Annotated in this window: 13 protein-coding genes and 1 other RNA gene; 5 read left to right on the plus strand and 9 right to left on the minus strand. The window is 67.5% G+C overall.

Going from position 1 to position 12,036, the window contains the following annotated elements; all coding sequences use genetic code 11:
• Positions 1-110 precede the first annotated feature (110 nt).
• Positions 111-494 carry a DUF8152 family protein gene (locus tag IEV64_RS17895; protein WP_188424773.1) on the plus strand — a complete coding sequence of 128 codons (384 nt, stop codon included), beginning with the start codon at positions 111-113 and terminating at the stop codon, positions 492-494.
• A 96-nt stretch (positions 495-590) separates the two neighbouring features.
• Here the strand turns inward: IEV64_RS17895 and IEV64_RS17900 are convergent, their stop codons facing one another.
• From IEV64_RS17900 to rnpB, 4 genes are all read right to left on the minus strand, one after another.
• Positions 591-1,823, minus strand: a complete 1,233-nt coding sequence (locus IEV64_RS17900; RefSeq protein ID WP_007275449.1) for a digeranylgeranylglycerophospholipid reductase — start codon at positions 1,821-1,823, stop codon at positions 591-593.
• Positions 1,824-2,060: 237 nt separating this feature from the next.
• The gene (locus IEV64_RS17905; RefSeq protein WP_007275448.1) at positions 2,061-2,372 is read right to left on the minus strand and encodes a WNWW family protein; all 312 of its coding nucleotides are present in this window, start codon (positions 2,370-2,372) and stop codon (positions 2,061-2,063) included.
• Between the two features lie 106 nt (positions 2,373-2,478).
• Entirely contained in the window at positions 2,479-3,624 is a 1,146-nt protein-coding gene (locus IEV64_RS17910) for a zinc metalloprotease (protein WP_188424775.1), read from the minus strand.
• An 84-nt stretch (positions 3,625-3,708) separates the two neighbouring features.
• Positions 3,709-4,139, minus strand: an RNA gene (rnpB, locus tag IEV64_RS17915) — RNase P RNA component.
• Positions 4,140-4,289: 150 nt separating this feature from the next.
• On the opposite strand from rnpB, the gene IEV64_RS17920 reads away from it, so the two are divergent.
• Entirely contained in the window at positions 4,290-4,892 is a 603-nt protein-coding gene (locus IEV64_RS17920; protein ID WP_007275446.1) for a TIGR00296 family protein, read from the plus strand.
• Between the two features lie 90 nt (positions 4,893-4,982).
• Here IEV64_RS17920 and IEV64_RS17925 read toward each other — a convergent pair whose 3' ends face one another.
• The 4 genes from IEV64_RS17925 to IEV64_RS17940 all read right to left on the minus strand — a co-directional run bounded on the left by IEV64_RS17925 (position 4,983) and on the right by IEV64_RS17940 (position 9,482).
• A complete protein-coding gene (locus IEV64_RS17925; protein ID WP_007275445.1) occupies positions 4,983-6,140 on the minus strand; it encodes a nicotinate phosphoribosyltransferase in 1,158 nt (385 codons plus the stop codon).
• A 77-nt stretch (positions 6,141-6,217) separates the two neighbouring features.
• A complete protein-coding gene (locus IEV64_RS17930; RefSeq protein WP_007275444.1) occupies positions 6,218-6,538 on the minus strand; it encodes a DUF7979 domain-containing protein in 321 nt (106 codons plus the stop codon).
• 37 nt (positions 6,539-6,575) lie between these two features.
• Positions 6,576-8,003, minus strand: a complete 1,428-nt coding sequence (locus IEV64_RS17935) for an Hvo_1808 family surface protein (RefSeq protein ID WP_188424777.1) — start codon at positions 8,001-8,003, stop codon at positions 6,576-6,578.
• 45 nt (positions 8,004-8,048) lie between these two features.
• Entirely contained in the window at positions 8,049-9,482 is a 1,434-nt protein-coding gene (locus IEV64_RS17940; protein WP_007275442.1) for an Hvo_1808 family surface protein, read from the minus strand.
• A 183-nt stretch (positions 9,483-9,665) separates the two neighbouring features.
• On the opposite strand from IEV64_RS17940, the gene IEV64_RS17945 reads away from it, so the two are divergent.
• Positions 9,666-10,238 (plus strand): cysteine hydrolase family protein, encoded by a 573-nt coding sequence (locus IEV64_RS17945; protein ID WP_188424779.1) that lies wholly within the window; start codon positions 9,666-9,668, stop codon positions 10,236-10,238.
• A 58-nt stretch (positions 10,239-10,296) separates the two neighbouring features.
• Here IEV64_RS17945 and IEV64_RS17950 read toward each other — a convergent pair whose 3' ends face one another.
• Complete coding sequence (locus tag IEV64_RS17950) at positions 10,297-10,782, minus strand: PaaI family thioesterase (protein WP_007275440.1); 486 nt, start codon at positions 10,780-10,782, stop codon at positions 10,297-10,299.
• Between the two features lie 243 nt (positions 10,783-11,025).
• Between IEV64_RS17950 and IEV64_RS17955 the strand changes: the two genes are divergently transcribed.
• Together IEV64_RS17955 and IEV64_RS17960 are read left to right on the plus strand one after the other, a co-directional pair.
• Positions 11,026-11,292, plus strand: a complete 267-nt coding sequence (locus IEV64_RS17955; RefSeq protein WP_007275439.1) for a hypothetical protein — start codon at positions 11,026-11,028, stop codon at positions 11,290-11,292.
• 3 nt (positions 11,293-11,295) lie between these two features.
• Positions 11,296-11,697 (plus strand): PIN domain-containing protein, encoded by a 402-nt coding sequence (locus tag IEV64_RS17960; protein ID WP_007275438.1) that lies wholly within the window; start codon positions 11,296-11,298, stop codon positions 11,695-11,697.
• Positions 11,698-12,036 lie beyond the last annotated feature (339 nt).

A 12,036-nucleotide genomic window follows, 5' to 3' on the forward strand; every position in this document is an offset into this window, starting at 1 on the left:
TGCCGGCAGTACCGACCGGAGGGGCTTTTGCTCGTCGGTCCCGCCGGACCTCCGGGCCCGGCGGAATCGCGGACTCGACGCTTTTCAGGCCGGCCGCCGTCTCCCGAACCGTGACCGGCTCCGACCCTGACTCCGACGGCGACGCCAGTTCCGACTCCCATGTCGATACCGATGCCGAACCCGACCACGGCGACCTCGACCGACTGGTGACGACGCTCCACGACCGCCTCGCCGCGACGGCGACCCGGCCCGTCCGCGAGGACGCGAGCCGGTGGCTCGGCGAGGCGGAGGCGGTCGCGGGCGACCTCGCGGTCGGCCCGCTTCCAGACGACGAGGTGGTCCGGACGCGACTCGGCCACGTCGAACGCCTGCTGTCGAACGTCGGCGGAACCGAAGACGAGGCGGCCGACGAACACGTCGCGTCGGCGCGGGCGGCGCTGGCCGATGCGCTGGCGGCGCTCGGTGACGGCGACGACGGCGAAGGCGACGGGTGAGCGGATGCGAAACCGGCCGGTGAGAGACGAGAGATGAGAGGCGGGCGACGGAGCGCGGAGGCGAGGCGGAGGAAAACGCGCGTGTCGACCGGCGGCTCAGTTCGAGAACCAGTCTCGCGCGGTGGACGCGAGAATGGAGAGGTCTTCGAACTTGAGCATGCGGAACATGGCGAGGGGACTGCCGCCGTTCGCGGCGTCTAACTGCTCGTCGGGGAGGCGGTGGAGGTCTTCGAGCAGTTTGTCGTAGCGCTCGTTGGAGGCGCGGTAGAGCATCTCCGTCATGAACAGCCGGTTTTTGACCTTCGGCGCGACGCGCTCGTGCCACAGCTGGTCGTAGACGGCGAGCTCGGACGCCGAGGTGTCGCGGTCGGAGTTAGTGAGCGCGCGGTCGGCGGTCGCGGCCGCGACCCGGCCCGACCGCATGCACTTGTCGATGCCCTCGCCCCACAGCGGGTCGACGGTCGGGACCGTGTCGCCGATGGCCATGAAGTTGTCCGTGCTCATGCGACCCGGCAGTTGGATGTGCGCGGAGCCGCGGTGCTGTTTGCCCGCGATGCGCTCCGCGTTCGCGAAGCGCGGGTCGGACTCGGTCCAGTACTGGAGGTAGTCGTCGATGGTGTAGCCCGACTTGGCGTTGTGGCGGTGGCCCTCGTTTTGGATGTAGCAGACGCCGACTTTCGCGGTGTCGCCGCCGGTGTGGAATATCCACGAGTAGCCGCCGGGCGCGATGTCGTGGTCGAGGCGGAGCATCATCGCGTCGGTGAGGTCGCCGTAGCCGTCGGGCGCGAGGTCCATGCCCTCGTACTCGAACTCGATGCCGATGGCCTGCTTTTGTCGGTCGAGGTCGCACACGTCGAGGGCCTTGGCGAGCGGCGCGCTCGGTCCGGTCGCGTCGATGACGATGTCGGCGTACACCTCCTCGTCGCCGTTGTATCGGACGCCGACGATTTCGCCGCCCTCCATGACGGGCTTGGAGACGCGCGCGTCGAACAGGTACTCCGCGCCGTCGGCCTCCGCCTCGTCGACGAGCCAGTTCTTGAAGTCGGCGAATTCGAGGACCGCACCGGGCTGGTGCCGGTGGTAGTGGTGGCTCGGGGACTCCAAGACGACGTCGTCGGTGAAGTTCATCACGACCTCGTCGGGGATGTTGAACGAGGCCATCGTCGACGGGAACGTCCCGGCGGTCGATTTGTTACTCCTGGAGGGGAACTCATCTTCGGACTCGGTTTCGAGGACGCACACGTCGTAGCCGCGGGCGGCGAGGTCTCGTGCCGCCTGTCCACCTGCGGGGCCCGCGCCCGCGATAATCACGTCGTAGTTGTCAGTCATTGTAGAGTAGGCATCACCGGTAGGGTTGGTCGTACGCGTTACACACCTTTTCTGTAACAAGCGTGTAATCTGCTTTGGTTTTGACCGGGGGGAAAGACGGGGCGTTCTGCGAATTCCGACCGCTTCGAAGCGACAGAAGTCCGCGGGAGACGGTGGGCGAACGGAGAGCGTGTCGCGCCGCTGGAGCGCGGCGAAAACGGCGACCGACAGGACCGCAAAACGGGCGACAGGCGACGCTCAGGCCTTCGGGATGCGGCGGACTTGGAACTCGCGGTAGCCGCCGTAGGCGGCTTCGAGCGCCCCGAGCCACCAGTTCCAGCGCGTCGCGGGGCCGCCCTCGGGCGCGTCGCGCATGTTGCGCACGATTTCGTCGCCCGTGAGCGGCGTGCCGCGGTCGGCCTCGGCCTGCCCCGAGTCGGCGAGGTCGCGGGCCTGTCGCGCGACGACCCGGCGCTCGGCGTCGGTGCCGCCGAACTCGGCGAGCGCGTCGCGGAACGACTCCTCGTCGAACGCGGGGTGGGCGTCGCCGTGCCTGTCGGTGGGAATCACGACAACGTCTACGCGGGCCGTACCAAAGAAGGACTCGGCCGATTCGGATGGGTGAGAAACCGGCGGGTTCGGAAGCGCGCGCCCGACGCGCGGCGCGGCGACCCCGCTACGTCCACCACTCGCTCCGGCGCTCGCCGTACGTCGCGTTCCGGAACGGTTCGGGCTTGTCCTCGTCGGCCTCCGCGCCGAGATAGTGGGCGGTCCAGTAGCCGACGTGCCAGCCGACGGCCTCGGTGTCGAGGTCGACGAGGACGACCCGGTAGTCGCTGTAGGTCTCTAAGGCGTCGTCGCCGTCCGGGTCGTAGCCGCCGCCGATGGCGCAGGAGGCCGCGCCCGCGGCGCACGGCGAGGTGTCCGCAAAGGAGATGCGCACCTCCGCGTCCGCCGGGTCGTCGACGTAGGTGTAGGTGAGGTTGTCGGGCATCCCCGGCGCGCCGGCTTCGAAGTAGTCGAGGGCGTGGCGAATCTGCTCGCGGGCGGCGTCGGGGTCCGAGGCGTTCGCGTCGTCCACGTAGACCGTGAAGTTCGGGTCGTCCCACGGGAACGCCTTGTCGGTCGCGTTCGTCCGCGGGAGCGTGTAGAGGATGCCCGTGGCGTTCATCAGCTCCGCGGGCTCGTCGCCGTGGGCGAGCCCGAGGGTGTGGCCGAGTTCGTGTTCGACGATGTCGACCGTCGAGTCGTCGCCGAAGCCGGTGCGGATATAGACGGTCTCGGGGCGGTCTATCTGTCTCGCGTCGGTGAGATAGGGCGCACAGCCGACCGCGTCGGTCTGCCCGCCGCACTCGGGGACGGCGTCGACAAAGCGGACCACGATGTCCGGGTCGCGGGCGTCGGCGTCGACCTCGTAGGCGACTTCGTATCCGAGGTAGCGCGCGTCGTTCGCCTCCCAGAACGCCGTGGCTTCGCTCACGAACGCGGCGTAGTCGCGGTCGTCGTCGGGCGCTTCGACGGCGACGACGACCGGCTCTGACCCCCACGGTCCGTATCCGGAGGCGGGCGTGAACGTCTCCGTCGGTTCGGGCGTCGGCGACGCGGTTGGCGTGGTGGTCGCGGTCGCGGTCGCGGCCGTGGTCGCGGTCGTCGACGGAGGCGACGTCGTCGGTGTCGCGGTCGCCGTGGTCGCTTCGGAGGTCGGTGGCGAAGCCGCAGGCGTGGCAGTCGTCGCTGTCGTCGCGTCGGTTCCCGGCGACACCGGCGCGGCACAGCCGGCGAGGACGACGAGCGCCGCGACGAGGAGAATCGAACCGCGCATACCGAGACTGCGGCGGCGAACGGTCAAGAGCGTTTCCCGACGAGGCGACCGACAGACGGAGCGGTCGCTCGGGCGTTCGAAAGCGGCTGAGAGGAGTAAGCCCCCTTCTGTTCGTCCCAGCATTCGGCTCAGCGTCCGCGTCCTTCTCGGGGCGAGCCCCGAGGGCGCGACGGGCGAACCCGACGCGCCGTCCGAACTACCTTCGCGGCGCGGACTTGCACCGGTGAGGATTCGCCGTTCCATCCGTTCTCGACCGTCGGCGATGGCGGATGCCATCTTTCCCTCTGCGGGTTAACTCCCTCCCCTTACGGGTCGGTTCGCTCGCGGACGGTGAACCCGTCCGCGCCGGCGACGGCGTGGCCGTCGCGCGCGCATCATCGGTCGGGTCGAGCGGTCTCGTTTCTGTTCCAGCGCCAGCCGTCTCCGACTCCGGGCTTGCGCCCGGTCACCCGTTCGGACGGTGGGGGGACTTTCCTCATGCCCGTCTCGGGCACGGGAACTGGGCTCTCTCTGCCGACCTACCCTAGTCAGGTCGGTCGGATAAGCGGTTCGATTAACGGGGTCCTACCGGGGTTTAGCCACACGTTATATCGCAACAGTCTCACATAACAGCCGGATAACAATCGAGGGAAGCGTTGAAGTCACCACAGAACTTGAATGATAGTATGTCCGAGGCGCAGACCGTACACCTCACCTACGATGATGGGGCGCGGGCGGTCGAACTAGCGCGGGAATCGGTCGAATCGTACGTTCTTCACGGACAGAGAGAACAACCGGGGAGCATGCGCGACGCGTTTTACGCCCGAACCGGGGCGTTCGTCCGCATCAAGTCGACACGTGGGCGCGGTCGACTGCGGGGCTGTGCGGGCGCGTATCGGGGGAAAGACCAACTCGGTCACGCCATCGTCGACGCGGCCATCAAGGCCGCCTCGGGCGACTCGTGCCAGACCGAAATCGAAGCACCCGAACTCCCGAACCTGAACATCTCTGTTTGTATCGTCAACAACTACACGCTGACTAACGACCCAGTCGCAGACATCGAACTCGGCACCCACGGCGTCGCCATCGACGCCGGCGGTACCCACGGCTGGATGTATCCGACGCTCCCCATCGAACTCGGCTGGTCGAAAGAGGAGTTCCTCACGAACGCCTGTCGCAAAGCCGGCCTGTCGCCGCTGGCGTGGCAGGACGACGACACGATGATCACCCTGTTCGAAGGGCAGGTCTTCCGCGAGCGCGACGACGGCGGAAGCGTCGAAGCGCTGTAAGTCGTCTCGGCGACGACTCGACTCCTTGGGGGGAGAGATGCGACCGGCGAGCGACGGCTCCGAGCGTCGCCGCAGAACGAAAGCGCGGTCTTACTTCTCGCCGAACCCGACCAGTTCGGCGTCTTCTCTGGCCCGCGTCGCGGCCGCGTCGATGTCGAAGTCGAACTCCGAGACGACCTCGCCGTCGCGGATGAGCGGTTCGAGGAGCGACTCGCCGTCGGTCGGGCCGGGACGCCCGCGGAGGCCGACGTGGTGGCCGCCGTCGGCCGTGCGATAGACCTCTTTGACGCCCGAGAGCTTCCCCCGCTTGGCCGCGGGTTCGCCGTCGACCTCGACGATGTCGAGCGCGAAGTCGACCGGATTGGCGTTCGAGATGTAGCCGCCGACGCCGAAGCCCTCGACCACGTCGCGGAGGTGGCGGAGTTCGGCCGGCCCGAGACCGCCGCTCACGAAGATACCCACGTCCTCGTGGCCGCGGGCGTCGAGTTCCCAGCGGACCTCGCGGACGATGTGGCGGAAGTCGCCGCGGCGCGAGGAGGTGGTGTCGAGGCGGACGCTGTCGAGGTCGTCGCCGAGCGCCTCGACGGCCTGCAGGACCTCCTCGGTCTCGTCGCCGTAGGTGTCACAGAGGGCGACTCGCGGCACGTCCTCGGGGACCGCCTCGTCGAAGGCGCGGAACGCCTCGGCCTGATTGCCGCGCCCGAAGGCGATGAGGAGCGCGTGGGGCATCGTCCCCGACGCCTCCTTTCCGAGAATCTCGCCGGCGGCGACGTGCGAGAAGCCGTCGAGGCCGGCGACGAGGGCGCTCCGCTCGACCATCGCGGCGATGGCGGGGTGGACGTGTCGCGCGCCGAACGACAGCACCGTCGAGTCGGGGGCCGCCGAGCGGGCTTCGAGGGCGGCCGTCGCACAGCCGGACGCGTGCGAGAGGAAGCCGAGAAGCGAGGTTTCGAGCCGGGCGAATTCGAGGTAGTCGCCCTCGATTCGCATCACTGGGCCGCCGTCGAACAGCGTGCCCTCGGGCACGGCGTCGACGTCGATATCGCGGCCGGAGAGCAGTTCCGCGGCGTCCTTCACGCCGGCGAACAGCTCGAACTCGCCGTCGGGGAACTGGTCGGCCGTCACCTCGGCGACGACGCGGGGGTTCTTGCCCGCGTGTCGGAGGGTCGCCTCGGTCCGCTCGAAGTAGGCGTCGGTCGCGACGCCGTCGCGGATGGCCTCGGGACCGACGATATCGAAGTCACTCATTGGCGCGGATTCCACCCGGCCGATGAAAAAGGTGTATAATCGGTCACGTGCGTCGAAGACGAATTCTCTTCAACGGGTCAGCAGACGGCGACGGCCGCGAAGTAGACCGTCCCGTTCTTCCGGACGTACCCGGTGCCCGGCGACCACGGCCGGTCTTCGAGCGAAATCATCGATTCAGCGGCCAGCGCGTCGTCGAAGGCGGCCCGTTCGGCGGGCGTGAGCGACTCGTAGGCGACTATCTCCGCGTCGGGCGGAACGTCGTCGGCCGGGTCCACGTCGAGTTGCGGCGGGCAACTGTTCGACCACGGAACGAGCGTCCCGGTGGCGAAGAGAAAGGCCGCGACGAGCAGGACGAGCGAGAGGGCGACGAGCGCGAACCGACCGAGACGTCGGGGCATACGAAACGGCCGTCAGCGATACTACAAGTGCTTTCTCCTAGCTTCGCTCGTGAATCTCGTCCAACTGCGCCACGGTCGGCGCGTTGACGACGGTGACGGTGTCGCCGTCTCTCGTCACCCGATAGGCGTCGGCGAAGGGGCCGTCGTCGACGCGGTAGGTGTCCTCACCCGCGACTGACGCGTTGAGAGAGAGCCGGAGCGTGTCGTTCACGTACGCCCGCTCGAACTGCTCGGCGTCCGCCTCGGTGTCCCAGACCGTCCGCCAGACGTAGCCGCGCTCGTGGGGGTTCGCCTCGGAGGTCCCGTCCGACGCCGGGCGGTAGGGGACCACCGCGTCGCCGGCCCAGCCCGCCGAGGGCTCGGCGGTGTAGTTGTACGGCGAGTACGCGCCGGGGTCCTGTTGGAGGCCCGTCCGGTCGACGGCGCGGTGCTTCCAGAACGTCGCGAAGATGGACGCCTCGCCGACCGCGTCGGCGACGGGGTCGGTGTCGTAGCGCGTCCACGCGGCCGACGAGCGGTCTTCGACCGTCACCGCGACCGGGCGCTCGTCGGGGTACCGGTTCGGGTGGAGCACCTGCTCGGTCGAGGTGGGGCGGTCGGCGTAGGCCGCGTCGACGGCCGCCCAGCCGCCGCGGTCGCGCAGGTCCGAGACGAACGTCGGCCCCTCGCTGTAGGGCGTGTAGATGACGAGGAAGACCGGATAGTCGACCGACCCGCCGCCCGCTCCACTGCTCGACGGCTGAGGGACGCAGTCCCAGTCGGCCTCACAGCGGGCTTCGTACAGGCCGTCGACGTAGCGGGCGTCGCCTTCGACCAGCCCGCCGTGGGCGAGTTGGGCGTCCTGCGTCGACGGCGAGCCGTCCAGACCGAACTGCTGGTCCTGTGCGGCGTGGACCAGCTCGTGGGCGAGCGTCCGGCGGTCGATGGTCGGGCGGTCGTCGTCGCTCACGACGACGATGCGGCCCTCGGAGGGGTCGTAGTAGCCGAGCACCACGCCGCCGTACAGTTCGTCGAACACCTCGTCGATGGTCCGGTCCTCGCCGACCAGTAACAGCGCCTCCCACACCTGGTCGTTCCAGTCGCCGTGGACCGGGTCGGTCGACTCGTCGGACTCGTTTCGGTACTCGGCGCGCGAGACGACCTCGACCGGCACGGACTCCTCGAACTCCAGTTCGCGGACGACCTCGACGCGCGCCATCGTGCGGGCGACGAACGCCTCCATCTCGGAGTCGTCCAGCCCGTCGGACTGGTCGACCGCGATGGACTCGTTGTACCAGTAGCCGTCCTCCCAGCCCAGTCGGTCCGTCGGCGGGTCGTCGGGCCACGACCAGTCGGCCGCGGTGTCCGCGGTCCCGTCGCCGGCGGTGGCGCCGGCTCCCGCGGCGTCCGGGTCGGCGACGGGGGCGGCACAGCCGGCGACGACGAGCAGAACTGCAGAGAAAATGGCGGCGAGACGGCGGTTCATAGCGAGTCCACGGGCGGGAGACGAAAAAGCGTCTCGGCGGGGGGGTTACGACGCAAGCCCCGGCCGAATCTCGTCCACGTCGGCCGGCGTCGGCCCGTTGACGACGACCACGCGGTCGCCCGTGCGGACGACCCGGAAGGCGTCGTTGAACGAGCCGTCCTCGATGACGTAGACGCCGTCGTCCCGCTGGGTGGCGTCGTGGGCGCTGAGGATGTTCAGGTAGGCGTCACGGAACTCCCGTGCGTCGCCGTCGGTGTCCCACTCGGTCACCCAGACGTAGCCGTACTCGGTGTCCGCGCCGGCCGCGTTGCGGTAGGGGAACAGGCGGTCGTTCGCCCAGCCGTTCGACGGCTCGGCGTCGTAGTTGTACGTGTCGTACCGCGAGTTCGTGTCAGCGATGGACTCGACGCGGACGGTCTCCGCGCCGGACGTGCGGGCCTGATACCAGAACATCGCGAACATCGACGCCTCGCCGACCGTGTCGGAGCCCTCGACGCCCTGGTCGGGGAAGGTGCTCCAGCCGTTCGTCCCCTCGTCGGCGAAGGAGATGGGACGCGGCGACTCGTCGGTCACGTGGATGGTCTGTTCGGTGGACACCGGCGGGTTGCGGAGCGCGTCGTTGACGGCTTCCCAGCCGCCTCGCTCGTAGAGGTCGTGGACGTACACCGGGCCGTCGGAGTACGGCTGGTAGATGGTAATCAGGACGCCGAGGTTGGGGTCGCCGCCGCGGCTGTTTTGGGTGTCGGGCGTGGCGACGCAGTCCCACGTCCCGGCGGCGCACCGCTCGCTGTACTGTCGTTCGACGTAGCTGGCGTCGCCCTCGATGACGCCGTCGGTGGCGAGGTCGCCGTCCTGCGTCTCGCTTCGGAAGCGGGCGTCGGTCAGGTCGAACCGCTGGTCCTGAACGGCGTGGACCAGTTCGTGAACGAGCGTGGCGTTGTCGATGGTCGGCTCGCCCGGGGAGTCGGTGACGATTTTGATTTCGCCGTCGGACGGCGAGTAGAAGCCGAGGACCGAACTCCCGGTCGTCGCCGAGATGGCGCTCGCGCTCCCGGTCGACTCACCGGCGATGAAAAGCGCCTCCCACACCTGATCGTTCCAGCGGTTGTACTCGGAGTCGGGCGAGGCGGCGCCGCCGGCGCTGGCGCTCCGGTAGTCGTCTCTGGAGACGACGCTGACGGGCACGCGCTCGTCGAACTCCAACTGTCGGATGTGCTCGACGCGGGCCATCCCGCGGGCGACGAACGCCTCCATCTCGGAGTCGTTCAGCCCGTCGGACTGGTCGACTGCGATGGGCTCGTCGTACCAGTAGCCGTTCTCCCAGCCGAGGACGTCCTGGTCGGGGTCGTCGAAGCCGTCTCTGTCCGGGTGGGGAGTCGCGGGCGACGCGTCGCCGCCGGGCGCGGCCGTGGGGGCGGCACAGCCGGCGAGAACCAAGAGTACGGCGGCGAAAACGGCGCGGAGACCGGTGGTTCGCATATCGTACCCTTAGACTCCGGAGTGAAGTACCTTGTCGGGTTCGGGCGTCGAAACGGCGGACTGCGAGCCGGTTCTGGGTCGGGTTGGTCGGGTCGGGGCAGTCGAGTCGGTTTGGGGCGGGTCGGCCGAGTCGAAACCGGGGCGGCGCGTACTGTTTTGGTCGTCCCGGCGCAACCCACAGACATGGCACTCGACCCGAACCGAACCGCGGTGGTCGTCGTCGATATGCAGAACGGCTTTTGTCACCCCGACGGGAGCCTGTTCGCGCCGGGGAGCGAATCCGCAATCGAGCCGGTTACGGAACTCGTCGCCGCCGCCCGCGACGCCGGCGCGCGCGTCGTCTACACCCGCGACGTCCACCCGCCGGAGCAGTTCGACGACAACCACTACTACGACGAGTTCGAGCGCTGGGGCGAACACGTCGTCGAGGGGACGTGGGACGCCGCCCTCCACGGCGACCTCGACGTCCGCGAGGGGGACCTCGTCGTCGAGAAGCACACCTACGACGCGTTCTATCAGACGCAGTTGGAGGGCTGGCTCGACAGCCACGGCGTCGACGACCTGCTCGTCTGCGGGACGCTGGCGAACGTCTGCGTCCTCCACACCGCCGGGAGCGCCGGCCTGCGCGACTACCGGCCGATTCTCGTCACCGACGCGCTCGGCTACATCGAAGAAGAACACAAGGCGTACGCCGTCGACCACGCCGACTGGCTGTTCGGCGAGACGACGGCGCTCGCGGACGTGTCGTTCGAGTAGCCGGTCGGTCCCGCCGGACGCGGCCGGTGCCGGGGCCGGCGTCGGTCACGACCGCGGTTCAGTCCCGAAAGAGCCGATACGCGCCCTGTCCGGTGGCGACGGCGTCGTCCCAGTCGCTCGACGGCGACTGCCGGGCGGCCACGTCGGCGTCCCCCTCGGGGTCGGTGCTGACGACGGTGATGGTGCTCACGCCGACCGACCCGCCCGCGCGGACGACCTCGGCGACCGCGGTCAGGTCGCCCGACGCCCGCCGCAGGTAGTTCACGTTGAGGTTGATGGTGGCGACGCCGCCGGCGACCGGGTCGTCGAGCATCGTCCGGAGGGCGATGCCGCCCGCGGTGTCGATGAGCGTCGCCGCGATGCCGCCGTGGATGGTGGGCGGCGACACGGTGTTGGTGAGCTTTTCGTCGTACGGAATCGACATCACGATGCGGCCGCGCTCGATGGCGTCGACGCTGGTATCGAGCCACGACAGGTAGCCGTGTTCGTCCTCGATGTGTCGCTGGACGATGGCCGCGGCCTCGGCGGGAAAGTCGTCGGTCATATCACGAACGAGTATGTCAGATAGTATGTAACCGACGGTCGGTGACATCCCCGCCGGGAGTCACGTGAGCGAAGTGAACGGGCCCGACGGGAATGCATCATCGCGTGTGACAGAACTGTGTTAATCGGTTCTCGGTCTGGCGGTTTTCTGTGCAACGTCCCGACCTGATAGCAGACGCTGAGATAGTGGGAGAACCAAAAGGGTAGCGGGAAGATTTTTGATTCTTCCCGTACTACGTGAACCATGTCGAAATCTACGGACGAACGGGGACGAATCTACCTCCCGAAGGACGTACGGTCACGGTTCGGCGAGCGCTATCGCATCGTCGAACTCCCGAGTCACGTTGCGCTCTTTCCGGTTGACGACGACCCATTAGAGGGTCTTCGAGAGGCAGTCGGTGACGCTTTCGAGGAGGGTGAAGCCGACGAACTCAAAGACGAAGCACGGAGAGCAATCGCCGAGGAAATCGAAGCCGAGGACCAAGAGCGGTCGGAGAACCGCGAGGCCTGATTCGTGTACGTCGAGACAGACTTCTTGATTGCATTAGTAAAAAACGAAGACTGGTTGCGTGAATCAGCACTCGAAGCCCTCGAAGAACGCGACGACATCCACACGTCGATTCTGGCCTACGCAGAGGTTCTTGTTCTCTTCTACGACCGTGAGCAGTCGGAATACGACGTCGATGCTCCACGAGCGATTGCGAACCTCCTCGAACTCGTTCCGATAACGCCGAAAGAACACGAGGATGCAGTTCTCGCGGCGGCGGCGTTCCTCGGAGAGTATCATCTGACACCGTTCGATGCACTTCACGCGGGGGTGATTGCGACGAGCGACGAGGAAGTTCTCTCCAGTGAACAGGACTACGATACTGTTGGCCTCGACCGTATTCCGTTGGAACCCGATAGGGACGAGTGAGAGTTAACTATCGAGTGTACCTACGACCGTTCCTGTGTTTGAATCCACGAAACCGATAGCTGGCGACGGCCTGTATCACAGTGCGTGACGAAACCGGGGCGCAAAAAAATATGCAGACTTGACGGTTAGAGCGCTCACTCTTTGGTTCTGAAGCGCTCCAGAAGTATACGGGCCCGACTGGATTCCCACGAGCGCGAGCGAGTGGGAAGTCGTCGGAGAAGTGAGCGAAGCGAACGGATCCGACGGGAAGTCGTCAGGTCGGAATCACGTGAAATATAGTAATCGTTAGAATTTTTTACTCGGAGACTCTTGCAAGAGATAGTGAACCATCTCGACGAG

The sequence above is a fragment of the Haloferax sulfurifontis genome (assembly GCF_014635105.1).
Classification (GTDB): Archaea; Halobacteriota; Halobacteria; order Halobacteriales; family Haloferacaceae; genus Haloferax; species Haloferax denitrificans.

Excerpts from the sequence above, each read along its gene's own strand:
- IEV64_RS17900 (WP_007275449.1), bottom strand. The coding sequence starts at position 1,823 with ATGACTGACAACTACGACGTGATTATCGCGGGCGCGGGCCCCGCAGGT.
- IEV64_RS17910 (WP_188424775.1), bottom strand. The coding sequence starts at position 3,624 with ATGCGCGGTTCGATTCTCCTCGTCGCGGCGCTCGTCGTCCTCGCCGGC.
- IEV64_RS17920 (WP_007275446.1), top strand. The coding sequence starts at position 4,290 with ATGTCCGAGGCGCAGACCGTACACCTCACCTACGATGATGGGGCGCGG.
- IEV64_RS17925 (WP_007275445.1), bottom strand. The coding sequence starts at position 6,140 with ATGAGTGACTTCGATATCGTCGGTCCCGAGGCCATCCGCGACGGCGTC.
- IEV64_RS17930 (WP_007275444.1), bottom strand. The coding sequence starts at position 6,538 with ATGCCCCGACGTCTCGGTCGGTTCGCGCTCGTCGCCCTCTCGCTCGTC.
- IEV64_RS17935 (WP_188424777.1), bottom strand. The coding sequence starts at position 8,003 with ATGAACCGCCGTCTCGCCGCCATTTTCTCTGCAGTTCTGCTCGTCGTC.
- IEV64_RS17940 (WP_007275442.1), bottom strand. The coding sequence starts at position 9,482 with ATGCGAACCACCGGTCTCCGCGCCGTTTTCGCCGCCGTACTCTTGGTT.
- IEV64_RS17945 (WP_188424779.1), top strand. The coding sequence starts at position 9,666 with ATGGCACTCGACCCGAACCGAACCGCGGTGGTCGTCGTCGATATGCAG.
- IEV64_RS17950 (WP_007275440.1), bottom strand. The coding sequence starts at position 10,782 with ATGACCGACGACTTTCCCGCCGAGGCCGCGGCCATCGTCCAGCGACAC.
- IEV64_RS17955 (WP_007275439.1), top strand. The coding sequence starts at position 11,026 with ATGTCGAAATCTACGGACGAACGGGGACGAATCTACCTCCCGAAGGAC.